26 protein-coding genes and 1 pseudogene are annotated in these 22,500 nt (G+C 60.0%); 10 read left to right on the forward strand and 17 right to left on the reverse strand.

Annotated features, from left to right (window positions below; all coding sequences use genetic code 11):
- Nucleotides 1–16: 16 nt before the first annotated feature.
- A complete protein-coding gene (locus SDENCHOL_RS02210) occupies nt 17–490 on the forward strand; it encodes an SRPBCC domain-containing protein (protein ID WP_172954973.1) in 474 nt (157 codons plus the stop codon).
- On the opposite strand, the gene SDENCHOL_RS02215 is transcribed toward SDENCHOL_RS02210, so the two are convergent.
- From SDENCHOL_RS02215 to SDENCHOL_RS02225, 3 genes are all read right to left on the reverse strand, one after another.
- Nucleotides 436–1,707 carry a sulfotransferase family protein gene (locus SDENCHOL_RS02215; protein WP_154715851.1) on the reverse strand — a complete coding sequence of 424 codons (1,272 nt, stop codon included), beginning with the start codon at nt 1,705–1,707 and terminating at the stop codon, nt 436–438. The two genes, SDENCHOL_RS02210 and SDENCHOL_RS02215, sit on opposite strands and share 55 nt — an antisense overlap.
- Nucleotides 1,704–2,897: a DUF1214 domain-containing protein gene (locus SDENCHOL_RS02220; RefSeq protein WP_154715852.1), complete on the reverse strand. Its 1,194-nt coding sequence runs from the start codon at nt 2,895–2,897 to the stop codon at nt 1,704–1,706. The genes SDENCHOL_RS02215 and SDENCHOL_RS02220 overlap by 4 nt, the downstream gene beginning before the upstream one ends.
- Nucleotides 2,898–2,999: 102 nt before the next feature.
- On the reverse strand, nt 3,000–4,007 hold the full coding sequence (locus tag SDENCHOL_RS02225; protein WP_154715853.1) for an SDR family NAD(P)-dependent oxidoreductase: 1,008 nt from the start codon (nt 4,005–4,007) through the stop codon (nt 3,000–3,002).
- Between the two features lie 236 nt (nt 4,008–4,243).
- Here SDENCHOL_RS02225 and SDENCHOL_RS02230 point away from each other — a divergent pair, with 236 nt between their 5' ends.
- The 3 genes from SDENCHOL_RS02230 to SDENCHOL_RS02240 all read left to right on the forward strand — a co-directional run bounded on the left by SDENCHOL_RS02230 (nt 4,244) and on the right by SDENCHOL_RS02240 (nt 6,337).
- Entirely contained in the window at nt 4,244–4,687 is a 444-nt protein-coding gene (locus tag SDENCHOL_RS02230; protein ID WP_172954974.1) for a nitroreductase/quinone reductase family protein, read from the forward strand.
- Nucleotides 4,684–5,166: a nuclear transport factor 2 family protein gene (locus SDENCHOL_RS02235; protein WP_154715855.1), complete on the forward strand. Its 483-nt coding sequence runs from the start codon at nt 4,684–4,686 to the stop codon at nt 5,164–5,166. The genes SDENCHOL_RS02230 and SDENCHOL_RS02235 overlap by 4 nt, the downstream gene beginning before the upstream one ends.
- A 76-nt stretch (nt 5,167–5,242) precedes the next feature.
- Nucleotides 5,243–6,337: an AraC family transcriptional regulator gene (locus SDENCHOL_RS02240; protein ID WP_154715856.1), complete on the forward strand. Its 1,095-nt coding sequence runs from the start codon at nt 5,243–5,245 to the stop codon at nt 6,335–6,337.
- A gap of 8 nt (nt 6,338–6,345) precedes the next feature.
- Here SDENCHOL_RS02240 and SDENCHOL_RS14280 read toward each other — a convergent pair whose 3' ends face one another.
- The 4 genes from SDENCHOL_RS14280 to SDENCHOL_RS02255 all read right to left on the reverse strand — a co-directional run bounded on the left by SDENCHOL_RS14280 (nt 6,346) and on the right by SDENCHOL_RS02255 (nt 8,377).
- Entirely contained in the window at nt 6,346–6,558 is a 213-nt protein-coding gene (locus tag SDENCHOL_RS14280; RefSeq protein ID WP_197706815.1) for a type II toxin-antitoxin system HicB family antitoxin, read from the reverse strand.
- On the reverse strand, nt 6,555–6,686 hold the full coding sequence (locus SDENCHOL_RS14595) for a hypothetical protein (RefSeq protein ID WP_269458623.1): 132 nt from the start codon (nt 6,684–6,686) through the stop codon (nt 6,555–6,557). Before SDENCHOL_RS14595 ends, SDENCHOL_RS14280 begins: the two co-directional genes overlap by 4 nt.
- A 135-nt stretch (nt 6,687–6,821) precedes the next feature.
- Nucleotides 6,822–6,983, reverse strand: coding sequence for a Txe/YoeB family addiction module toxin (locus tag SDENCHOL_RS02250; protein ID WP_154715857.1), 162 nt, complete (start codon nt 6,981–6,983; stop codon nt 6,822–6,824).
- A 521-nt stretch (nt 6,984–7,504) separates the two neighbouring features.
- Nucleotides 7,505–8,377, reverse strand: a complete 873-nt coding sequence (locus SDENCHOL_RS02255) for an alpha/beta hydrolase (RefSeq protein WP_197706816.1) — start codon at nt 8,375–8,377, stop codon at nt 7,505–7,507.
- A gap of 143 nt (nt 8,378–8,520) precedes the next feature.
- Between SDENCHOL_RS02255 and SDENCHOL_RS02260 the strand changes: the two are divergent.
- A pseudogene (locus SDENCHOL_RS02260) lies at nt 8,521–8,741 on the forward strand (IS110 family transposase); the annotation flags it as partial.
- A 458-nt stretch (nt 8,742–9,199) separates the two neighbouring features.
- Here SDENCHOL_RS02260 and SDENCHOL_RS02265 read toward each other — a convergent pair.
- The 4 genes from SDENCHOL_RS02265 to SDENCHOL_RS02280 form a co-directional block, all read right to left on the reverse strand.
- Nucleotides 9,200–10,012 carry a hypothetical protein gene (locus SDENCHOL_RS02265; RefSeq protein WP_154715859.1) on the reverse strand — a complete coding sequence of 271 codons (813 nt, stop codon included), beginning with the start codon at nt 10,010–10,012 and terminating at the stop codon, nt 9,200–9,202.
- 117 nt (nt 10,013–10,129) lie between these two features.
- Nucleotides 10,130–10,936: an NYN domain-containing protein gene (locus tag SDENCHOL_RS02270; protein ID WP_154715860.1), complete on the reverse strand. Its 807-nt coding sequence runs from the start codon at nt 10,934–10,936 to the stop codon at nt 10,130–10,132.
- A gap of 76 nt (nt 10,937–11,012) precedes the next feature.
- Nucleotides 11,013–11,951: a hypothetical protein gene (locus SDENCHOL_RS02275; protein WP_154715861.1), complete on the reverse strand. Its 939-nt coding sequence runs from the start codon at nt 11,949–11,951 to the stop codon at nt 11,013–11,015.
- A gap of 380 nt (nt 11,952–12,331) precedes the next feature.
- Nucleotides 12,332–12,757: a PH domain-containing protein gene (locus tag SDENCHOL_RS02280; RefSeq protein ID WP_154715862.1), complete on the reverse strand. Its 426-nt coding sequence runs from the start codon at nt 12,755–12,757 to the stop codon at nt 12,332–12,334.
- A gap of 173 nt (nt 12,758–12,930) precedes the next feature.
- Here SDENCHOL_RS02280 and SDENCHOL_RS02285 point away from each other — a divergent pair, with 173 nt between their 5' ends.
- A complete protein-coding gene (locus SDENCHOL_RS02285; protein ID WP_154715863.1) occupies nt 12,931–13,968 on the forward strand; it encodes an IS110 family transposase in 1,038 nt (345 codons plus the stop codon).
- 472 nt (nt 13,969–14,440) lie between these two features.
- Here the strand turns inward: SDENCHOL_RS02285 and SDENCHOL_RS02290 are convergent, their stop codons facing one another.
- The gene (locus tag SDENCHOL_RS02290; protein ID WP_154715864.1) at nt 14,441–14,956 is read right to left on the reverse strand and encodes an HNH endonuclease; all 516 of its coding nucleotides are present in this window, start codon (nt 14,954–14,956) and stop codon (nt 14,441–14,443) included.
- Nucleotides 14,957–15,065: 109 nt separating this feature from the next.
- On the opposite strand from SDENCHOL_RS02290, the gene SDENCHOL_RS02295 reads away from it, so the two are divergent.
- The 3 genes from SDENCHOL_RS02295 to SDENCHOL_RS02305 all read left to right on the forward strand — a co-directional run bounded on the left by SDENCHOL_RS02295 (nt 15,066) and on the right by SDENCHOL_RS02305 (nt 16,762).
- Nucleotides 15,066–16,055 carry an integron integrase gene (locus tag SDENCHOL_RS02295; RefSeq protein ID WP_154715865.1) on the forward strand — a complete coding sequence of 330 codons (990 nt, stop codon included), beginning with the start codon at nt 15,066–15,068 and terminating at the stop codon, nt 16,053–16,055.
- A 126-nt stretch (nt 16,056–16,181) separates the two neighbouring features.
- Complete coding sequence (locus SDENCHOL_RS02300) at nt 16,182–16,457, forward strand: YlcI/YnfO family protein (RefSeq protein WP_154715866.1); 276 nt, start codon at nt 16,182–16,184, stop codon at nt 16,455–16,457.
- Nucleotides 16,454–16,762, forward strand: coding sequence for a type II toxin-antitoxin system RelE/ParE family toxin (locus tag SDENCHOL_RS02305; RefSeq protein ID WP_154715867.1), 309 nt, complete (start codon nt 16,454–16,456; stop codon nt 16,760–16,762). Before SDENCHOL_RS02300 ends, SDENCHOL_RS02305 begins: the two co-directional genes overlap by 4 nt.
- A 118-nt stretch (nt 16,763–16,880) precedes the next feature.
- On the opposite strand, the gene SDENCHOL_RS02310 is transcribed toward SDENCHOL_RS02305, so the two are convergent.
- The 4 genes from SDENCHOL_RS02310 to SDENCHOL_RS02325 all read right to left on the reverse strand — a co-directional run bounded on the left by SDENCHOL_RS02310 (nt 16,881) and on the right by SDENCHOL_RS02325 (nt 20,072).
- Nucleotides 16,881–17,171, reverse strand: coding sequence for a type II toxin-antitoxin system PemK/MazF family toxin (locus tag SDENCHOL_RS02310; protein WP_154715868.1), 291 nt, complete (start codon nt 17,169–17,171; stop codon nt 16,881–16,883).
- A gap of 36 nt (nt 17,172–17,207) precedes the next feature.
- Nucleotides 17,208–17,453 carry an AbrB/MazE/SpoVT family DNA-binding domain-containing protein gene (locus SDENCHOL_RS02315; RefSeq protein ID WP_154715869.1) on the reverse strand — a complete coding sequence of 82 codons (246 nt, stop codon included), beginning with the start codon at nt 17,451–17,453 and terminating at the stop codon, nt 17,208–17,210.
- Between the two features lie 96 nt (nt 17,454–17,549).
- Nucleotides 17,550–19,031, reverse strand: coding sequence for a phytoene desaturase family protein (locus tag SDENCHOL_RS02320; protein WP_154715870.1), 1,482 nt, complete (start codon nt 19,029–19,031; stop codon nt 17,550–17,552).
- A 267-nt stretch (nt 19,032–19,298) separates the two neighbouring features.
- The gene (locus SDENCHOL_RS02325; protein WP_197706817.1) at nt 19,299–20,072 is read right to left on the reverse strand and encodes an SDR family oxidoreductase; all 774 of its coding nucleotides are present in this window, start codon (nt 20,070–20,072) and stop codon (nt 19,299–19,301) included.
- A gap of 192 nt (nt 20,073–20,264) precedes the next feature.
- Between SDENCHOL_RS02325 and SDENCHOL_RS02330 the strand changes: the two genes are divergently transcribed.
- Nucleotides 20,265–20,906: an SRPBCC family protein gene (locus SDENCHOL_RS02330; RefSeq protein WP_154715872.1), complete on the forward strand. Its 642-nt coding sequence runs from the start codon at nt 20,265–20,267 to the stop codon at nt 20,904–20,906.
- A gap of 29 nt (nt 20,907–20,935) precedes the next feature.
- Here SDENCHOL_RS02330 and SDENCHOL_RS02335 read toward each other — a convergent pair whose 3' ends face one another.
- Nucleotides 20,936–22,315 (reverse strand): hemolysin family protein, encoded by a 1,380-nt coding sequence (locus SDENCHOL_RS02335; RefSeq protein ID WP_154715873.1) that lies wholly within the window; start codon nt 22,313–22,315, stop codon nt 20,936–20,938.
- Between the last annotated feature and the right edge of the window lie 185 nt (nt 22,316–22,500).

The raw sequence follows: 22,500 nt of genomic DNA on the forward strand, positions 1-22,500 counted from the left end.
CTTCCGGAGATTGACGATGCCCCGTTACCTTCGCGCCGAGACGCGCATTGCCGCACCCGCGGAAACGATCTACGCGATCCTCACCGACATGCCCGGCTATGCCCGATGGAATCCGTGGATACCGCAGTGCTCGGCCGGCGCAATGAAGGTGGGCGCGATCTACACGCTGACCGTGCTGCTCAACGGGAAGCCGAAGGTCGTCAGCCATGAAGTCACGGCGCTGCGTCCCAACGAGTATTTCGCCTGGCGCGACCTCGGCTGGATCACCTGGTTCGTGCAGGGGTCGCGGTCGCGCACGCTGGTGCCGCTGGCCGACGGACGGGTCGATTGCCGCATCGAGATGCGCCTCGGCGGTTTGCTCGCCTGGCTGGTGCCCCTGCTGTACGGCAGGAGTTTGCAGGAGGGCATGGCGATGGAGCTGGCCGGACTGAAGCGCTACGCCGAGGCCGCCTTGCCGTCATCCTCCGGAATACCGAAGAACTCGCAGTAGCGGCCATAGTCGCGGCGGATCTGCGCCAGGCTCAGGCCGAAGTCCTCCAGCGCGTAGCTGTGCACACCGTGCTTGTTCTGCGGGTTGTCGCGCCGGGTGGCTTCCATGGCGGCAATCGCGTCCGGCGTCAGCGCGAGGCCGGCGAATTCGTAGATGCGCCGCACCTGGGCCATGGGCTCCTCGATCACGTCGTAGTAGGAAACATCGATGAAGGACGCCGGATGCGCGGCGCGTACCTGCAGCGCCGCTTCGACCATGGCGACGTTCTTGCGATGCCAGTGCGCGGCGACCGCATGGGCATCCACCGTGTCGGTGAACACCCCGTGGCCGTGGGCCATCATGCTCGAGTAGGAAGCCGCGGTGCGCGCCGGATCGCGGTGCGTCTGGATGATCTTCGCATCGGGGAAGACCTGCAGAAGTATGTCGAGATGGCCCAGATGCGCCGGCGTCTTCAGTATCCACCGCCGCTTCGATCCCTGCTGCCACTGCATCAGTTGCAGCAGCGACTTCATGTATTCGTAGGCCGGCGTCACGTCCTGCCTTTTCAGCCAGGCCGCGTAGCTCGGCACGTCGGCGAGCGATTCGGCCACGTCGCTGAGGAAGGCGTAATCCAGCAGCAGGATTTCCTCTTCCGGCGCATCGGCGTCGACGGGATGAATGGCGAAGAATTCCGGCGCCATGTAACGCAGCGCCTTCTCCGCCAGGCGCGTGGCCTTGAGACGCGGATCGACCGCGCCTGCGGGATAGGCTTCGGCGATCGGGTTCATCGCTTCGAAGGAGCGCATCGCGCGCAGTTGCGGGTCGGCGGCCAGCAGGCGATGCAGCATGGTCGTGCCGGTGCGCTGCAGGCCGGCGATGACCAGCGGCGCCGTGATCGGCTGCTGGCGGATTTCAGGATGGCGGGTGAACAGTTGCTGCGCCTTGAGGCGCACGACCAGCAGGCCGATCAGCCGCTGGCGCATGATCAGGCGGCCGACCGGATGCAGATGCGCTTCCGTGTCGAGCGAGCGGGTCAGGATTTCCAGGCCGCTGCGGAAGGACTCGTCGCCGAAGTCCTGCAGGCCGGTCTTCTTGCGCGCGGCGGCGATCAGCGAAGCGGCGTCGAGGCTGGCGCGCAGGCCGAGCGCTTCGAGCAGACGGCCGATGCCGTTCAACGCGGCGATGAACTTCGGGCGATAGGGGCGGAAAGCCGGGTTGGAAAATGTGGCAGAGGTCATGGCAATTGGGCAAGTTCGGAGAATTTGACGACGCGGACCTGGGGCGTCGGATGCGATTCGGCGCGGATCCAGCGCCAGGTCATCACGCCGCAGTCATGGCCCACGGTGTTGATCCAGTTGTCTACCCCGGCGCCCGGATCGCTGTGGGCCACCACCACGCGTACCGAACCGTCGGGGCGATAGCGCGCGGTGAATTGATTGACGTGGATGCGGTAGTAGCGATAGTCGAGCGATTCCAGCCAGTGGTTGTCGAGCTGGAAGTTCCAGGCGTCGCACTGCGGCGGCATCACCTCGATGACCAGCGCCTCGTCCGGGGCGAGGCGCCAGTAGTTGTGGTAGTAGCGGATGTTCGGATCGCCGCCGGCGGCGGTCGCCGCGGCCGGGTCGAACAGCGTCAGCATGTTCTCTTCCTGCTGGAAGTCGCGCCCCCATTTGGCGAACAGGAAGGCGGCGCCGGCAACGAAGGTGCTGGCGGTATTCAGGCTCTTGTCGATGTCCGCCGCCGTCACCGGGCTGGGCAGGCCGTCGCCGCCGATGCGTTCTATCCTCAGCTCGGCGATGCGCTCGTTCTGCCGGTCGCCGAAGGTCTGGCGCACGATCACCGCGCTCGACTCGAGCTCCAGCGGCAGCCAGTTCTCGTCGCCGGCCGGCCGGGTACGGCTGAGGATCAGTTCGAACGAGCCATCGGGCTCGATCCTGAACTGCGAGGCATCGACATAGGCCGTCGTCTGCATGCCACCGGCCTGGCCGTACTGCCCCTTCTGCACGCCGAAGCCGAGGTAATGCACCGTGCCGCGCGTGCCATGGATGCGGTAGTCGTATTCGCCGCTGATCACGGCGTTCTGGTAATAGTTGTCCGGATTGTCGGAGCCGAGCTTGACCGTTTCGTTGCACAGCCGCATCAGCACCGGCGCGCGCGGATCGGCGCTTTCGATGAAGGCTTCCAGCCCCGCGCGCACCAGGCGCGTCAGATAGCGGTAGCCCTCGGCCTGGTTGAAGGCATCGCGCGGCGCGCCGGGAAACAGCAGCACGCCGCCCGCCGCCTTCAGCGCATCGCAGAATTCGTTCCACGCCTGGCCGCTGACGATGCGCTGCCCGGCGACGTCCGCCGGCGTCTTGCCGCGCAGCTTGAGCATGAACAACGCGGCATTGCGGTAGGCCGCCAGCAGTTTCATCAGCAAGGCTTTCATTGCGGTTCTCCTCCTATGTTTCTTCTTATTGGAACGACCTACTATATTGCCCGGTCTTGCGTCATTCCCGCGCAGGCGGGAGGTTCCTGGTGGGTCACTGCCTCAAACGCCTTCCATCTCCAGCATCCGCAAACCCGCATTCCACACCTGCCGCCGCAAGGCCGCATCGTCTGTCGGTTCGGCCGGCGCCTTCCGGCTCATCAGATGCAGATAGATGTCGGTGCGTCCCTCGATGGCCTGCGCCGCGGTGAGATACACGACCGGCTCGGCCGCCTTCTCCGGCGAGGCGAACAGCAGGCGCTTGACGACGTTGAGCAGCGGCTTGAATACCGCCGGCGTGCCGCGCGCGATGTTCGAGTCGACCGGGCCGGGGCACAGGTAATGCACCGCCACCTGGATCCGGCCATCCGGCTGCAGGCGCTGCATCAGCTCGCGGCAGAACATCAGCATCGCCAGCTTGCTGTGGCCGTACTGCTGCATGCTGCCCATGGTGCCGTATTCGACGAACTGCCCCAGCGTCGCCAGGTCGAGGGGCGGCGCCGAGCGATGGAGTTCCGAGCCGACGCAGACGATGCGCGGAATGCCGCCTGGCGCGCCTGCATCGGCAAACACCTCGTTCGGGATCGTGCCGTCGCGCAGCAGACCGAGCACGAAGCGCATGTTGCCGAGAAAATGCACGCCGAACATCATTTCAAAGCCCTGCGCCGTGCGTATCGCCTTCGGCGGCACCACGCCGGCATTGAGGATCACGCGGTCGAGCTTGACGCCTCGATCGCGCAGCTCGGCGCAGCAGCGGTCGATCGCCGCGAAATCGGCAAGATCGAGGCGCACCATCTCGATGTGCGGATTGCCGGTCTCGCGCTTCAACAGCTCGGCCGTCTCCGGTATGCCGCTGCGGCACGCCAGAATCAGCCGCGCGCCAAGCCCGGCGAGAATGCGCGCGGTGCCCAGCCCGAGGCCGGAATTCGCGCCGGTAATGAGGCACGTCATGCCGTCGAGCCGATCCTGCGGCGACAATGTGCCGATCGGCGCGCGCGGCCGCAACAGGTCGCGCAGGCCGGCGAATGTTGCCGTCAGGGGATTGCTGGTCTGGGTACGGGTTGGGGTCATGATCGATCACGCAGGAAAGTGGGCGGGAATATCGTCGCGGCAGTTTCACGTCATGCAGCGCATCATACGATGCGGCCAGGCGGTGATGTTGGCAAGCCCGGCCAGTCGATTGACAGAATGCGCCATGCGAATGCCGCCGTCCCCTGGAAAAATCACGCGCACGCTACGAACATTGTCGTTCGGCAGACATCGGGATAGACTCGACCCGTTCCAATCCAGTTTTCATGTGCAAAAACATGAACCTGTTCTACAAAATCCTGAATCCGGCCATCGCCTGCCTCTTGCGCGGCCCGCTGCACGGGATCGTCAGCGGCAACCTGATGCTGATCACCTTCACTGGCCGGAAGAGCGGGAAGACTTATACGACGCCGGTACGCTACGTGAGCAAGGGCGCGGACGTTCTCTGCTTCACTGCTCCTGCCATACCCTGGTGGCGCAACCTGGTCGGCGGCGCCGAAGTCGATCTGCTGATCGGGGGCAAGAGTGGACGCTACGTCGCCACGGCGCTCGTGGATGAGCCGGAGCGGATCAGGGAAAATCTGGACCACTATTTTTCCGTGTTTCCGGGCGATGCGATGTTCTACTACCTGAAACTCGACAGGCAGAAAAAGCTCGGCCCCGATGCGTTGCGAAAGGCGATGAAAAACATGGTGGTCATCGAGGCGAAGAAGCTTCCATGACCTCGTCCTTCGACGCCGACCGCCAGCAGTTGCAGCAGCTCGCCATCGAATACGCCAATGCCATCGATGCGCGCGAGTGGGATCGTCTCGACCGGGTATTCACGCCCGATGCGTGGATCGACTATACGGCGATGGGCGGCATCGCCGGCAGCTATCCGGAAGTGAAGGCCTGGCTGCCGCGTTCGCTGCGTTTCTTCAAGAGCTATATGCACTTCGTCGGCAACTTCCACTGCGAAATCGACGGCGACCGCGCGCGCGGCCAGGTGGCCTGCTTCAATCCGATGGTGGTGCCGGGGCTGCTTCCCGGCCTGCCGCGCACCGTCGCTTTCGGCGTCTGGTACGAGGACGACTACCGGCGCACCGCCGAGGGCTGGCGCATCGCGCGGCGCGGCGAACGCAAATGCTACGCGCTCAACGAGCCGCTCTGGATGAAGCTCGGCGTCTGGTTTTACCGGCGCTTCGGCAGCCGTGCTGCGTAACGGTACGTAACTGGGCGGTGATTGTGGTGATGCGCCGGTTCGTCGACATGCGGGAAACTCCCGAGCGATCCCGCCAATGAAATCAGGCATCGATCCGCTGGCCTCGCCTTCGTCTTCATTTTCATCCTCGCCGGAATCCCTGGCGCTGCTGCCCAGCGCCTATGCGCGCCTGCTTGTCGACTTCCTGCAATCGCGTCAAGGGCGCGAAGAACCCCAACTGGCCAGGCTGGCGGTGCAACTGCCGCGCGTGCGCTGGCTCGAGCTGCTGGCGGAAGTGGCGGCACAACTGCGCGAACCCGAACTGCCGGTCAGGATCGGCGCGGCCCTGCAGGTGCGCCACCTGGGTATCGCCGGGCAGGTCCTGCTGTCCTGCGATACGCTGGGCGAGGCGGCGGAGCAATTCTGCCGCTATTGCCGGCTCGTCGATGACATGGGCTATACGCGCATCCGGCGCGGCGAGCATACGGGCGAGGCGAGCTTTCACTGGGGCGCCGGTGGCGCGGAAGTGCCGCCGCCGGCGATGGAGCAGATCTGGGCCGGCGCGATGCTGGGCTTGAGCCGCTGGCTGACCGGACGCAGCGACCTCGTCTGCGATTTCGACTTCCACCAGCCGCCGCCCGCCGCCGCCGACCTTGCGCCTTTCGAGCGCCTGCTGGGTGGGCGGCTGCGCTTCGGCCGGCCGGCCACGCGCGCGATATTCCCCGCCTGGGTGATGGACTTGCCGGTGGCGACGCACTTCCCCGAGATGCGCCCCATCGTCGAGGCGCAGGCCGAGGCCTCCTTGCGGGCACTGGAGCGGAAAGACGACGCATCGCACGACCCGGCGCAGGCGCTGGTGCGCCGCACTCGCGAACTGATCGCCGAGTATCTGGCCAGAGGCACGGCGACCGCCGAACTGATCGCGCCGCAACTGGCGCTCTCGACGCGCACCCTGAACCGCCGTCTCGCCGAGGCCGGCACCAGCTTCCGCGCCCTCGGCGAAACCGTGCGGCGCCAGCGTGCGGAGCACTTGCTGGCGAACCCCGCCGTCTCGCTGGCCGAAATCAGCTTCATGCTCGGCTACCAGGAGCAGAGTACCTTCCAACGCGCCTTCAAGCGCTGGACCGGCCTGACGCCTGGCGAATTCCGCGCCGACTGCCTGCGGCTACGCCGCGAAACGGCGTCGGCTTGAATGAATTGTTAGCCACCTGGTTGAACTGCATGTTGTAACACCTCGGTAGCCCATTGGTTTAGGCTCTTGCCCGCAGCCTGCGCGGCGACCAGGGCGCGACCGTGAATCTCGGGTGGCACGCGCAGCAGCAACTTTCCAGACGCAGGCTTCTCGGGGTGTATGCCCTCCCGCTTGCAGTCAGCCAGATAGTCTTTGACCGCATGCTCGAATTCGGTCTTCAAAATTCAGTCACCGTCTCGCCATGAAAGCTGATGGTGCCGTGAATGTCGAGAATACGTCCAACAAAAATATTGTCTCGTTCGTCATATTCGACACGAGCGGTATAGCCTTTGTACGTCATGGTGTTCATCGCACTACTCCTGCACGCTCCAACAGTTCCCGCGCCTCTTCCACCTGATAGCGCTTGGCTTTCATGGCTTTTCATTTCCGTAAAACGTGCTTTCGTGCTTGGTCGCCTTGCGGGCGGAAAAGATGCGGATAGCTGCTACCCGTAGTGCGTCCACATGCGCAGCACTTTAACGACGTGCTCGGATTGCACCACCTCATAGACTAGCCGATGCTGAATGTTGATGCGCCTGGAATACGCGCCAGCCAGGTCACCGATAAGCTTTTCGTAAGGCGGTGGATTAGGCTTCAGACAGGGCATACCTTGGCCTGGCTTCCCCACACCTGCGCCCAACCGGTGGAAAGGATCTTCCAACCTGCCCCGGACTTGACGACGATGATCGTTACTGCCTGGCGCCTTGCCTCCTTGCAACCAAGACCCGAGACTTCGTAGTTCCCATTTGGCAGAGGCCTTGGAGAGGAGATCTTTACGACTTCCGGTGTCCACTTTCTGAGTTCATTGAACTGCGAGCGAGACGCTGCTTGAGCCTGTGCCTCCGCAATGGACTGCTTGTAGGCCGAGAAGTCACCCGTGACTAGAGCGGTATGCCACCGCTTGATCGCTGCAAGTTGCGGCGTCGACGGCGACAGAGGGGAGAACTCTTGCGCCGCTCCGACAGACGATAGGAATAGCAAGATACTCGCCAATGGGATTCGAACGCTTCGCATGGTCATGTGACGTAGAGCTCCTGAAGTCTAACGCCAAAACTCAGCCGCGGATTTGCCGGAGCGAAGCGGAGGCAAATACGTCGGCTGGAGTGTCTTGTTGGGCAATATTGCCTGCTATCGGCCTAATTGTCGTAGGAAGCTCAGTTGATGACCGATGTTCACGGAGAATGCAGGCTCGAAGTATGGATCAAAGTGGTTGGCGTCCAGCGTCTCAAGCCTCAAGCAAGGATTGCCAATTGCGCGAATCTTCTTTTCAACGAAAGGGGCCACGGTGTCGCGGGTTGCGCCTATAAGCAGCGTGGGAACCTTGATGTTCGCAAGTGCCTTGAATGGGCGATAAGGCCCCATGGTCAACAAGGAGCGCGCAGCAACCCGGTTGTCATAGGAGATCCCCACCCTTTCGATGTCGCGGTGCAGCGCCGCTTCGGCACCATCCCGATCCATGGATGAGAACGCGCCCTGTGCAGAGATCACCGGAATATAAAGTGGCTTGCCTCCACGCAGAAGATCGAGGCCGGCATAGATGCCAAAACGCAGCAAGCGCGGCAGCGGGGTCGCCAGAACTGCTGCCATACCGTCCAGCATGGGGACTTGCGCGATGATGCCGAGCAGTTCGGGATGCTTGGAGCCTACGCTGACGGCATGTCCTCCACCAAATGAAGTGCCCCACAGCACGATTCGTGCGGCATCAATCTGGGCTTGGGCCTTCAGATGAGACAGCGCCTGCTCGATGTCCTGCTCCCTGCACTGCGGGTCAATGACCTGACGGGGTTGACCTTTGCTCTCGCCCCAGCCGTGGTAATCGAATGTCATTACGGCGAAGCCCGCTTCAAGGAAGCGCGGATAGAAAGGCGTTGTCAGCGCGTCCTGCACGCCGCCCCAGCCATGCGCCATCAAGATTGCAGAGAATGGCGGCTCGCCCGGCGGCAGCCGCAAGGTCGCTGCACAATCAACGCCTTGGCTTTTGAATGTGGACTTCAAAATCACTGAATTCTCCCTTGTGTTGCCCAACGAATGAAAGGGACATCCCCGTCCCAGGCCGGCCGTGCAGAAAGGGCACGGGAACGGCAACGAAGTGCCAAGATGGGGTTTCTGACAACGCTCATCTACCTGACCTGGGAGGGGAAATCATGGAAATCGTAACGCTCGGCACTGATCTTGCCAAGAACATATTGCGCTGCACGGCGTGGATGCCGCAGGGAAGGTCATTTTGCAACGCCCGGCGGTGAAACGGGCCAGGCTGCTGGAGGTGACCGCCAGCTTGCCGCCGTGCCTGATTGGCATGGAAGCCTGTTCCGGTGCGCACCACTGGGCACGTGAGATGACTCGGCAAGGCCATGATGTGCGGCTGTCGTGGGATGGCTGCGTTGATGGGAACAGGTTCAAGACCTGTGCCGGGGAATGCTCGATGAGCTTTAGGAGACTGCCCTCGGGCAGGATGTCCTCGACTAACGAATGGAGCCCCCGGCGTGCGTCTTTCATCAGGGTCTGCGGCAAGAAAGCCGCGTCAATGACCGTTTGTAGTGTCGCCGTCGCGAACCTTGCACCCATAACATGCGCAGTGCCTGCGAAACCGGAGCAGCAACACCGATACGGCCAGTGTGCGCCCTGCGGGCGAGATTCAACGGCACGAACAATTCAACATCCACATCAGTGAAGCGCTGCGCGCTTCAGGAGAAAGGCAACGAAACACCATCAGCAATTTCATCCTTGACCTTCGCGAGGAAGCCCTTGTAGTTTGAGCTCAGGCTGCGGCCCGTCAGGGCCGTCGCGCCTGCAGCGAATGGTTGGGCCTTACCGATGAATGCGCTACGGCGCCTTCCGCATCTCCGCGAGAAGCGGAAACTCCGATTCTGTAACCCACATGTCTTCTGTATCCGACACTCTCTCGAAGCACTCGCCAACCGCGAAGTTATGATAGTGCGAAAGCCAGATGTATTTTGATAGCACCCCATCAAGGCCTTTCTTTCCAGAGACGTTACTCATTATCAATTTCTTACTATTCTCGAAGAACTCTGGAATTCTCTCTGGATTAGTAACATTTCTAGGAAACGCAACGAGATAGTCTACAAAGTAGAGCCCATCGTCGCCCCTCCGAACCTGACTGCGTATGAATTCAATTTCTTCACTTCTGTCGTTATGGAACGAGAACAAGCGCTCATCATTGTGCATATTCTCGATCATCTTTGGATCTAGAACGACCCTAGGATGCTGCGCAAAGGACGACTCAAGCTCATACGCTCGAATGAAGCCAGGACCAAATATAAGTTGATCGTCAAAGGAGATATCCCCAATCGTAATTCCGCCACGAATGGCAACTCCGAAATTCACCAGCTCACCCTGCATGAGAACAATATCGTTCAACTCATGGAAGAGCATTCCATAGGGATATTCCATATTCGCAGTAGCATCAAGTGGCCTGATTCTGATGATTGAGTCAGAAAACTGAACCGTCTTTGGAAGGTATCCGTCGCCATCTTCCTTTTCATCAAGCCCAGAGAACGCTCTGATAGCCTTCAATGATCTCTTTACCTCGCTTGCGCTTTTCGACCTCACCATCTCCTTAAACCCAAGAATATCTATAAAGGTGATGATCGCTTGCCTATAGAGTTCTTGTGCCATGAGTTACCTGCGAAAGGTTGTAGTAAGGCCCAACGTTCAAGCTAACCGGCGCTGCGCGGCTTTATCGCGCAGCGTCCAGTGACCGAAGGGAGCGAGGTTGAGCGCCATGTTAGAAAACTATTTCGCACGAAGATACAGAACTTTTTGTGTTGATCCCGGCGCTTGCCGTTCTTCGGTTATAAAGATTTCTGTCTTAGCTTTAACAAGATCAGAGAGTTTCTTGTAGCCGTAAATCCTGGAGTCAAAATCAGGCTGCAATTTGGTTAGATAGCTGCCGAAAGTTCCTAGATGTGCCCAGCCCGTGTCGTCACTTGATTGCTCAAGTGCGGCCAGTACAAATTTCTTGGGGAATTCTTGTTTTACTTCTGCAGTTTCAGCAGGAGACTGTGATTGGGGGGGAGGGTGATCATTCTCTGCTTTTTGGGGCTGAGCAGTGGGTTCATTTGTGGCACTCGGGCGCAGAACTTCGGTAAACAAAAACTTATGGCAGGCATTACGAAAAGCCTCTGGAGTTTTCTTTTCCCCGAACCCGAGAACGGTAAGGCCCTCTTCGCGTAGACGCATTGCAAGGCCAGTGAAATCGCTGTCACTTGTAATAAGGCAAAAACCATCAAATTTTCTTGTGTAGAGCAAATCCATCGCATCGATGATTAGCGTACTGTCCGTAGCATTTTTGCCTGTTGTATATGCAAACTGCTGGACAGGTTTAATGGCATATTTTTGAAGAACTTTCTTCCAGGAGGCACTTGTCGGAGCTGTGAAGTCACCGTATATGCGTTTTACGGTTGCCTCTCCGAACCGTGCAATCTCGGCAAGCAGTCCTTCAATGACAGCCGCTTGTGCGTTGTCAGCATCAATGAGAACGGCCAAACGAAGAGTCGGTTCTTCTGCTTCAATTTTGGCAACTAATCGCGGAGAGACCATGAAAGCTCCTGTTTTCTAACGTTCAAGGTAACCGGACTTGCGCAGATTTATGCGCGAGGTCCGGTTGACAGAAATGTTATACGCCGACGACAACACGCTTCTTCATCGTAATGAGGCTATCTGTACCAATAGAAAGCTGAAAGTCAATTGTGGCCTCGCCCTTTTTCCCTTTTGGGTAGAAGAGTTTAATAGTCAGATTATTTGCGCTTTGAGGCTCCACCTTATGGTCAAATATATTTCTACCCTCAAAACTTCTTGAGTCATCAGCCTTGTAAGGCCATTCCGAGAGCGCAGTAAGCCGAAGTTCCGCAGCAGACTTATTCACGACCCTAAATTGAATCTCTACAACGTCTCCTTTTCGTTCAACTTTCGTCTGATGAAGCGGGAATTCACCGTCGAGATAGTATTCCCGGAACGCTGAAGCAGAGTAACGATCAAATTCTTTCCACCCCTCCTTGCGGAGATAGTCTAGACGCGCTAATCGGGAAGACGTCAATTCCTCAGCAGCCACTTTTTTCGATTTGTAGTAGTAGTCGATGCCGGCAATAGGGGCGGCCATCAAGGCAAGGAAAGCCACTACCCCAAGTAGCGTTGTACCAGCATTTGGCGGAACACTTTCAATTCCGTTTAGGAGCTTCCCCTTTGTAGATTTCGACGAAATCGTCGATAGGCGCTCCCGAGAAAAATCACCACCCTCGACAAGTAATAGGACGGAAAAGTCATCGCCAGGTGGGATGCGCGGAATTTTGATTGCGGAGGACTCAAGCACACAGGTTGAATCGCTAGACGCGACAATTTCATATTTCAGGCTCGGGTCGAGCGCAATCAGTACGTCTTCTTCGGTGGAGCGTCCCTTATTGTAGGTACGCACCTCTGCGATTTTCCCGTTGGTGGTGAGAACAGAAACAGAGAACAGCCTGGGAATAACCACATAAAGCTGCTTAACACGAAATGCATATACAAGCAGAGTGCCCACAGTGGTAACTGCCAAGCCAATAATCAGTTTTTCAATCATCGCAATGCCAATCTAAAGACGTATAACGCCTGAGTTGAGCACCTTGCAGTCCGTAGGACTGCGAGTGTGCTCGAACGAATCGTTGGACGAGAGTGGGGGCGGGCAGATTATGACCATGTCGTTGCACCAAAACCCGTGAAACAACTGCGTATCTGCTTCTTACCCGAAGTGCTTTCTGGGCGTGTGTATCAACGCTCGCGTTATACAGCCGCTCTGAAATCACTTCGCTATTTAGCATTTTTCAACCACTTTATATAGCCACCCTACTTGTGATAAACCTACATCACTACTCATGCCGTATGTAGCCACCAATCTGGTGCAACGTAGAAGTCACCGGCGCTGCGCGGCTTTATCGCGCAGCGTCCGTGTGGACTGCCGGGTTAGGCTTTTGCTTCGCTCGCACTGTCTTGGGATTCCATAAAAGCGCGGCGGAATGACATTGGGTCGGAGATGCCCGGAATAGGTGCTTGGGGATTCCCGGCACCAGAAATTACCAAGGTTCCAAAGTTGCAAATGCGCCCAAGAATGTCTTGGTTGACCTGAATGCTTTCGACTTTGCTGATATTCAGTTCAATCGTTTGACGGCTGATGAACCCGAATTTTGCAATGACGCGCTTATTGGTAAAAGCAAGCTCGGTCGTTTTGTATTGAATGAAGGCCATGATCCAGAAGATCAAACCAAGCCCAAAGAAAGCTACCGTAAGCAACCCCAGCACGATCAAAGGAGCCAATGACCATAGGCTGATGTGGCCGGTGTAAATCACTTTCTCGTCTTTGATAAGCGCACCTTCAATGTAACTTGCCATTCTGTATTTTCCTTTCAAAAGTTCAGCGATTCAAAGGCATCGCCAAAAGCCTAACGAATGAAAGGGACTTCCCCGTCCCGAGCCGGCCGTGCGGGAAATGCACGGGAACGGCAACGAAGTGCCAAGATGGGGTTTCTGACAACGCTCATCAACTCGACTCGGGAGAGGAAATCATGGAAATCGTAACGCTCGGCATTGATCTTGCCAAGAACATATTCGCACTGCACGGCGTGGATGGCGCCGGCAAGGTGGTATTGCAACGTCCGGCGGTGAAACGGGTCAAGCTGCTGGAGGTGACCGCCAGTCTGGCGCCGTGCCTGATTGGCATGGAAGCCTGTTCCGGTGCGCACCACTGGGCACGTGAGATGACTCGGCAAGGCCATGATGTGCGGCTGATCGCGCCAAAGTTTGTCGCGCCGTATCGCATGTCCGGCAAGCGCGGCAAGAACGATGCCGCCGACGCGGCGGCGATCTGCGAAGCGGTGGCACGTCCGGCCATGCGCTTTGTGCCCGTAAAAACCATCGAGCAGCAAAGCGAACTGTTCCTGCATCGTGCCCGGCAAGGCTACGTCGAGCAGCGCACGGCGCTCATCAACCGCGTGCGCGGCCTGCTTGCGGAGATCGGCATCGTGCTGGCGCAAAAGGCCGACACCGTGCGCCGCGAACTGGTCCATCTGCTCGAAGACCTGCCCGGCTCCTGCAACATCGTCGTCGCCGATGCGATCACCGACCTGGAACGGCTGGACGCGCGTATTGCGGAATACGACCGGCATATCGCCGGGTGCGCCAAGGCCAACGCCGATGCCCGGCGCCTGATGCAACTGTCCGGCATCGGCCCGACCACGGCCAGCGCCTTGGTGGCCACGGTGGGCAATGGTCATGATTTCGCCAGCGGGCGGCAGTTCGCCGCCTGGCTGGGGATGGTGCCGGGGCAATACAGTTCCGGAGGCAAGCAACGGCTTGGCAGGATCACCAAGGCCGGGGATCGTTACCTGCGTACCTTGCTGATCCTGGGCGCCCGTTCCGTCCTGCAAAGTGGCAGGAAGAAGGAAGACGCCATCAGCCGCTGGACGAGGGATGTGGAAGGGCGGCGTGGTTACTGGAAGGCCGTGGTGGCGATGGCGGCGAAGAACGCGCGGTTGGCCTGGGCGGTATTGCGGCGCGGGGACGATTTCCGGTTGTACGGCCAGGAGGCTGCGGCGGGGGCATAGTGCCCGCCGGGATCGATGGCTGAAGGTGTTGTGCCAAGTGACGTGGGATGGCTGCGTTGATGGGAACAGGTTCAAGACCTGCGCTGGGGAATGCTCGATTAATTCAAGGAGTCTGCCTACGTGCAGGATATCCTCGACTAACGAATGGAGCCCCCGGCGTGCGTCTTTCATCAGGGTCTGCGGCAAGAAAGTCGCGTCAATGACCGTTTGTAGTGTCGCCGTCGCGAACCTTGCACCCACAGCATGCGCAGTTCCTGCGAAACCGGAGCAGCAACACCGATACGGCCAGTGTGCGCCCTGCGGGCGAGATTCAACGGCACGAACAATTCAACATCTACATCAGTGAAGCGCTGCGCGCTTCAGGAGAAAGACAACGAAACACCCTCGGCAATTTCATCCTTGACCTTCGCGGGGAAGCCCTTGTAGCCTGAATTAAGCCGCGCCGCGAAGCGGCGTCGGCTTGAATGAATTGTTAGCTGGCAACACGCTCGCCAGCACTTAGCGCAGATAAGAAGTTTGCCTCATATGCTTTACGCACTGACTCCAGCTTCCATTGTACGTCGGAGCGCTTGCGCTCAAGGATTGGCTGTAGCGCGGAAGCTATTTGGCTGACCACCTCAGAAGGACTGCCCATTGATGTGCGAATCAAGTCGCTCATGCTGATGGTGTTGGAGTCTCTGCTGGTTGTTGAGTTGCAAAAACTGCACGCTGTTACCGTATTCACTGCATCAATTTCTTTGGACAAGAACTCGCGTTCCACGCTGTCGAGATCGGGGAAGCGCTCTGCGACAACTAAACGGATTTCTTTGAGATAGCCGCCTTGGCTTTTGCCGATGATGTGTTCCACGGTCATCTGACGCCACAGGTCAAATGTCAGGTTTTCGCCGCCGCACCCGCACAGTTGGCAGGTGCCGCTAGAGCGGATATGAACATCAAAGGAGTAGCCAAACAGCGATTGGCATTGCTTGTAGTTGTACGGTGCGGTCATGTGTCTTTGCCAGCTAACGTGCAGTCTACACCATCCCCGGTGTAGACTTCTTTTCAAAAAGGTGTATAAAAAACAACAACCATTCTAACTGCATGTTTCATATACGCCTGTGAATTCAATCACACCGTCCGCTCCGCCAAACCCACCCAAACTGCTCGACCAGGTGCGCGACCGGCTACGTTTGAAGCACTACAGCATACGCACCGAAACGCAGTACATCCAGTGGGTACGACGTTTTATCATGTTTCATGACAAGCGGCACCCGCGTGAGATGGGGGCGCGGGAGGTCGAGGCGTTTCTGACGCATCTGGCGGTCGAGGGTCGGGTGGCGGCGGCGACGCAGAATCAGGCGCTCTCCGCGCTGTTGTTCTTGTATCGCGAGGTGCTGGAGATCGATCTGCCCTGGCTCGATAACGTGGTGCGGGCGAAGCGTCCGGCGCGCCTGCCGGTGGTGCTGACGCGCAATGAGGTGACGGCGTTGCTCGGCCGGATGGAAGGGACGCATGGTCTGATGGCGCGGTTGCTGTACGGGACGGGCATGCGGCTGATGGAGTGTGTGCGGCTGCGGGTCCAGGATGTGGATTTCGAACGCGCCGAGATTCTGGTGCGCGACGGTAAGGGGGCGAAGGATCGGGTGACGATGTTGCCGCAAACCCTGATTCCTGCCTTGCGCGAGCATGTGCAGCGGCGTCGCTTGTTGTATGAGGACGATCTCGCCCGGGGCATGGCTGCGGTGTATCTGCCGGACGCGCTGGAACGCAAATATCCGAACGCGGCGACGGAATGGCCCTGGCAGTATGTATTTGTGGCGAAGGGGCTGTCCGTCGATCCGCGCAGCGGCATCGAGCGGCGTCATCACATGGATGAGAAGCTGCTGCAGCGCGCGATGAAGAAGGCGGTGCTGGCAGCGGGGCTGACCAAGCCGGCCACACCGCATACGCTGCGTCATTCCTTCGCCACGCATCTGCTGCAGGCGGGTTACGACATCCGCACGGTGCAGGAGTTGCTGGGCCATGCCGATGTGGCGACGACGATGATTTACACCCATGTGCTGAACAAGGGCGGGCGCGGCGTGGTGAGTCCGCTGGATGAGATGTAGCGAGCCTTTGCGATCAGATCGCTTTTAGCGGAAGTTGGGTCTCGGGGCTTTTTGCTGCCGCCACGCTTGCTCGTGAAACAAAATATCGCCATACTGCATCGCAAATGCAACGCATTGGGTACCCAGATGAAAACTGCCACGATTCCTTCCTTGCGGGTTGATCCGGAACTGCGTCGCTGCGCAGAGAGCGTCTTGCACGACGGAGAAAGCCTGTCGAGCTTCGTCGAGCAGGCAATCCGTCAGACCATCGCTTGTCGTCAGGCCGAACAGGAATTCATCGCGCGTGGATTGAGGGCGCGCGATCAGGCCAGGCAGAGCGGACGCTATGTCGAGGCTGCCGCCGTCGTTGATCGGCTCCAGGGGATGCTTGACGAGGCCAGATCCGGCAAATCGCCAGCATGACGTATCGGGTTCGTTTCACCGAGGCAGCCGAGGCCGATCTGGTCAGGCTGTATGAATTCATTCTTGAGCGGGATGCTACGGATTGGGCACTGGCCGAGCGGGCGCTGGCGGCGATTCGCGCGGGCATGTCGATACTGGAGCAGACGCCCTTTAGCTGCCGCAAGGCGGCGACCGATACACCCTTTCTGCGCGAGTTGCTGATTCCGTTTGGCGCGGCGGGCTATGTTGCGCTTTTTGAAATCGATGATGCCGAGACGGTAACGGTGCTGGCGGTGCGCCATCAGCGCGAGAGCGATTACCTTTAATTTCGCTTTCCGCATCGAAAGAGGAAAGGGAGCGGGAAGGGGGAGGAAAACCGGCCAGTCCCGATATTTCGGCGCATCTACAGATCAAGCTTTATCTGCGCCGTTGATGCGGCTCTCGTCAGGCCAGCATTTCCAGCAGGGTCGGGTGCCAGCTTGCGCTGTCGATCTCGCCCATCCGGCCCTGCAGACGAGCTTTGTCCACGCAGCGCAACTGGTCGAGCAGGATACGCGCCTGTTTGCCATCGAAGTGCACTTGCGGACGACAACCCAGCGGCTGCCCCTTGCTGGTCAGGGGGGCGATGATGACGCACGGCAGGGCGGCATTCATGTCGTCTGGCGACACCACCAATCCCGGACGCGTCTTGCGGATTTCCGTGCCGATGGTGGGGTCCAGGTTGATCCAGTACACCTGCCCCGGCGTGTCATGCGTGCAGGCCTCATCCCGTCACCACACCCGTTCGCCGCCATCCGTATCATCGGTATCCACGGCCAGTCCCTCCCAGGCATCAACCTCCTGGGTGGCGTCCAGGGTGTCGAACCAGCCCTCACGGACGCGGCGCACCGGCTCGATCACGATGCGTTTGCCTTCCAGACGCAGATCAATCTCTCCCGTGATGCCACACTCAGCCAGCAGTGGCGCGGGAATCAACACACCTTGCGAGTTTCCGATTCGGTGCAGTGTCGTACGCATGACCACCTCCATGTAATAACCTGATTGTTACATCATGGGTGTAGCAAAATTGCAACCGCCCTCCCCCGGCGCTTCGGGGCAGGGCGGGTTCGGACATCAGCCGCGCAGGGCTTGATTCACTGCCTCGGCGACATTGAAGCCGGACATGATGGCCTGCTGGGTGCCGATGCCGCGGCCGCCGGCGTCGCAGCCGACGAGATAGAGGCCGGCCAGCGGCGTTTCGATCGAAGGCTTGCTCTTGCCGCACTGGCCGACGATCTGCGCCAGGCCGATGGTTTCGCCGCCGGTGCCCGGCATGGTGGCGTCGCGGGTGGCGTTGGAGACGCTGCGGGTGGTGTAGAGATCCTTTTCCTCGACCAGCTCGCGCGCTTCGGGGAACAGGCCGAAGAAGATTTCCTCGCCGGCATCGGCCCAGGCCTGGATGTCTTCCTTGCTCATGTCGGGGTCGGGCGGGCAGAAGGAGCCGGTGACGACGACCTGCTTGCCGTCGGGGGCAGAGCCGGGATCGTAGTTCCCCGGCACTTCGAAGTACAGCACGCCTTCGCGCGAGGCCTTGCCGGCGTGGGCGTCCTTGAGGCGCTGCGTGCTCCACGGGCTGGTCTGCGAGAAGACCACGCCGAAGCCCTTGTCGGTGATCGGCTGCTTGAGGAAGTAGCGGTAGCCGAGCAGGGCTTCCGAGGGCACCAGGTTCTTGACGCGGGCGACATAGTCGGCGGGGAAGTTCGCTTCGCCGGCGAGCTTCAGCACCGTCGGCTGGATGCCGGCATTGCTGATGATGATCGGGGCGCGGAATTGCTGCAGGCCCTCATTGCCCGAGCCATCCTTGCCGTTCACCTCGATGCCGATGGCGCGGCTGTTTTCCACCAGGATGCGATTGACGCGAGTGTGCATCATCACCTGGCCGCCGTTGTTGCGCACCACGTCGAGGCAGGCGTCCGACAGCTTGCCGTAGCCGCCGATGCAGAACAGGCCGCCGCCGCGCAGGAAGATGTCCTGCAGGCTGTAGATCGCCTCGGCCGCGTCGAGCTTGTCCACCGGCACCATGAACATGCCGTCCAGACAGAGGCTGACGATGAAGGCGTAGAGTGATTGCGGCAGCTTGGCGGCCTTGATGAAGCTGTCGAAATCCGTGCCTTCCAGGGCGTCGATCTGTGCCGGCTCCATGCTGATCAGGCCGCCGAAAAAGCCCATGGCGTTTTCGAATTCCTCCATCGGAATGCCCAGCCAGCCGAGCAACGAGACCGGATCGACGCTGCCGTCCATCTTCGGCATGGGTTCGTATTGGCCTGCCGGCGTCTTGTAGTAGCTGCCGGCTTCCGACGGCGTCAGCGTGACGCGCTCCTGCACACCCAGTGCATCGATCAGGCGCTGGCACTGGTTTTCCTGCACGGGCGCGCCCATCACCGGCCAGGCCGAGTAGGTGAAGCCCTTCTTGTTGAGCGTCATCGCCTTGCCGCCGGAAAGATTGTTCTTTTCCACCAGCAATACCTTGCGGCCTTGCTTGGCCAGCAGGGCGGCGCAGGCCGCGCCGCCGAATCCGGCGCCGATCACGATGGCATCATGGGTTTGAGTCGACATCTGCTGCACCTTTCAGAAGAAGTTACAAGGATGTAAAACCAAGCTCGTCAGTTTGCTTGCTCTGCCGACAAAAATAAAACGGGTTTCCCCAGATTGGGTAGGGCTTGCCGCCAAATGTTGGCGCTGGCTAGGTAGTGTTGCACGCTAATTTGTCGTCCCCGCGAAAGCGGGGACCCAGGTATGTACTGGATTCCCGCCTGCGCGGGAATGACGAAGTCAAATAGTTGGCTGTTCCGTCAGGAATGCAGCACGACACTAGCGCCGCAATCAATCCTTATTGACGCTCGCCGCATCGAGAAAAGCCGGTTTTTCGCCACCGCCGTGAATCAGCAGATTGGTGCCGCTGACATAGGCCGCATAGGGCGAGGCCATGAACATGCAGGCGTTGGCGATATCCTCGCCTTCGCCCATGCGGCCGAGCGGGATGGTCGCGGCAACCGAAGCCAGGCCGGCCTCGTCGCCATAGTGCATGCCGGATTTCTCGGTGCGGATCAGGCCGGGGCTGACGGTGACCACGCGCACTTTCGGCGCCCATTCGACGGCCAGGCTGCTGACCAGATTCAGCACGCCGGCCTTGGCCGCGCCGTAGGCGGCGGTGCCGGGCGAAGGGCGCAGCCCCGAGACGCTGCCGATGAATTCGATCACCCCGCCTTCGGCTTGCTTTTGCATGATGGCGTTGGCCAGTTGGGCCATGTAGAGCGGCGCCAGCAGGTTGAGGCGGATGATGCTTTCGTGGAAGCGCGGCGAAGCGGTGGCGGCGTCGGCATTCGGGCTGCCGCCGGCGTTGTTGATCAACACGTCGAGGCGGCCGTACCTGGCCGCGATGTCATCGAAAAAAGCCTTCACCGCATCGTTGTCGCGCACGTCGAGCGCAACGAATTCGGCCGTGGCGCCCGCCGCGCCGACCGGCGTTTCCGGCGGCGTGCGGCCGCAGATGACGACTTTCGCGCCGGCCCGGAGAAAGGCGGCGGTGATGCCGCGGCCGATGCCCTTGCCGCCGCCGGTGACCAGAACCACCCGATTCGAGAAATCAAAAGACATGTCGCGCCTCATAATGCAAGGATATTTGCGATAATCTAAGGGATTCGCTTGCGGTACACGTCGTCTGAACGGACGATGGGCGGTGTGGGTGGCGTAGGTGGTAAAGGGCTGGTAAAGGGCGGCGGTTGCCGCCGACATGCCCGCTGCCTGCATGGGCTGACCTATTTCAAAAATGAATGACGAGGAACTGGCATGGCCATAGAAATGAAGGAATCCTTCCAGGTTGCCGCACCGATCGGGAAGGTATGGGATTTCATGATGAAACCGGAAATGGTCGTCGCCTGCATGCCCGGCGCCGGGCTGAAGGAAATCGTCAGTCCCGAGAAATTCATCGGCACCGTCAAGCTCAAGGTTGGCGCGGTGACCGCGCAGTACGAGGGCACCATCACCTATGCCGAAGTCGATGAAGCGGCGCGGCGCCTCAAGCTGCTGGCCGAAGGCAACGAGCGCGGCGGCGGCACGGCCACCGCCACCATCGCCTGCCAACTGGTGAGCATCGAAGGCGGCACGGACGTGCAGTTCGAGTCCAGCGTCGATCTCACCGGCAAACTGATCCAGGTCGGGCGCGGCATGATCGAAGGCGTGGCCGGGCAGATCGTCAAGAAATACATCGCCAACGTGCGCAAGATGCTGGAGGTGGAGGCCCCGGCTGACGGAGTTGCGCCGGCGTCGGTTTCGGCTGCGGCCTCTTCCGCGGCGGGCGAAGCTACTGCTCAGACCGCGCCCGCCGCCGCACCGCCGCAGGAAGATTCCATCAACATGGGCGCCATCGTCTTCAAGGCGCTGTGGATGAGCATCGTCAACTTCTTCAAGCGCCTGTTCGGACGCGGCTGAAGACGAAGACTGCGGCGAGGATGCCGCGCCTACGGGGCGGCATCTACTGAATTTGCTCCCTTCGCCCCATCGCCACGTCCATTGTGCCCATCGTGTCCGTCGTGTCCATCATGTAGCTGCGTCTGCGGAATGATGCGCACGAGGACGATCTTCGGTCCCGACATCTTTTTGACCACCGCCGAGAACTGCGGAAACTCGATACGCTGACCTTCTTCCGGCAGGTTCTCGAGTTTCTGCATGATCAGACCGCCGATGCTGTCGACGCCGGATTCGTCGATGTCGATGCCCAGCGTGCGCTCCAGCGAGAAGATCGGCAGACTGCCCTTGCCGATCAGCGTGCCGTCATCGAGGCGGAACCATTCGTTGTGCGTCTGGCGGAACTCGTCGCGGATCTCGCCGACCAGGGCGCCGAGCAGATTGTCCAGGGTGATGAAGCCGAGCGGCCGGACATCCCTGTGGGCCACCACCGCAAAATGCGGCGCGCCGCGCTGAAAACGCCGGAACAATTCGGTTGCTGGCAACTGCGGTGAAACCACCTGCACCGGGCGCACCAGTTTGTCCAGCGATGTCAGCGCAGGGTTCTTTTGCAGGGCGAAGAAAACATCCTTCATGTGCAGCACGCCCTTGATGCGGTCTGCCGCATCCAGATAGGGATAGCGGCTGTAACGATGCCGGGCGATTTTTTCCAGGCTGTCTGCCAGCGTGTCGTCCTCGCGCAGCGTGACCGCCTCCTGAAAGGGGCGCATCAGATCGGCGACGTTCAGGCCGCGGAAATCGAGCGACTGGGCCAGCACCCGCCATTCGTCCGCCGTGAAATCCTGGCTGGCGCGGGAGGAGCGCAGGATGAGCTTCAGCTCATCCGCCGAATAGTGGCTGTCGTGGCCCTGCGCGCCATCCAGACGCGTCAGGCGCAGTATCCAGTTGGCACTGTGGTTGAGCGCCCAGATGGCCGGATACATCATCCAGTAGAAGGCGTACAGGGGCGGGGCGGTCCATAGCCCGATGACTTCCGGCCGGCGGATGGCCATCGACTTCGGCGCCAGCTCGCCGACCACGATGTGCAGATAGGAGATGATGAAGAAGGCCACGGCAAAGGCGATGGCATGAATCAATTGCGGATTGCTGATGCCGACGGCTGCCAGCAGGGGCGTGAGCAGATCGGCAAATGCCGGTTCGCCCACCCAGCCCAGGCCCAGCGAAGCCAGCGTGATGCCGAGCTGGCAGGCCGAAAGGTAGGCATCCAGATCCTGATGCACCCTGGCCAGAATGCGGCCGCGCCAGCCGTGAGCCTTGGCAATCGCCTTGACGCGCGTTTGCCGCAGCTTGACCAGGCCAAATTCGGCGGCAACGAAAAAACCATTGAGCAGAACGAGTAACAGAGCAACGATGATGAACAGCAGACTACTCATAGGGTGGGCACGGGGTGAGGGTGCCCTGGGTCCTTTCGGTTACGCGGGGTTGTCATGGTAACGCATTGGCGGGTGGATCAGCGGGATTGGTGGCGTGCGCATCCTGTCTGGCCAGCATTGCCACGGCAATCGTGGCGGGCGCGGCGTCATCCTGCAAAAGCACATCAGGCGCATGGACGCCCCCT

Origin of the sequence: Sterolibacterium denitrificans, assembly GCF_900174485.1 — a bacterium.
Lineage (GTDB): Bacteria > Pseudomonadota > Gammaproteobacteria > Burkholderiales > Rhodocyclaceae > Sterolibacterium > Sterolibacterium denitrificans.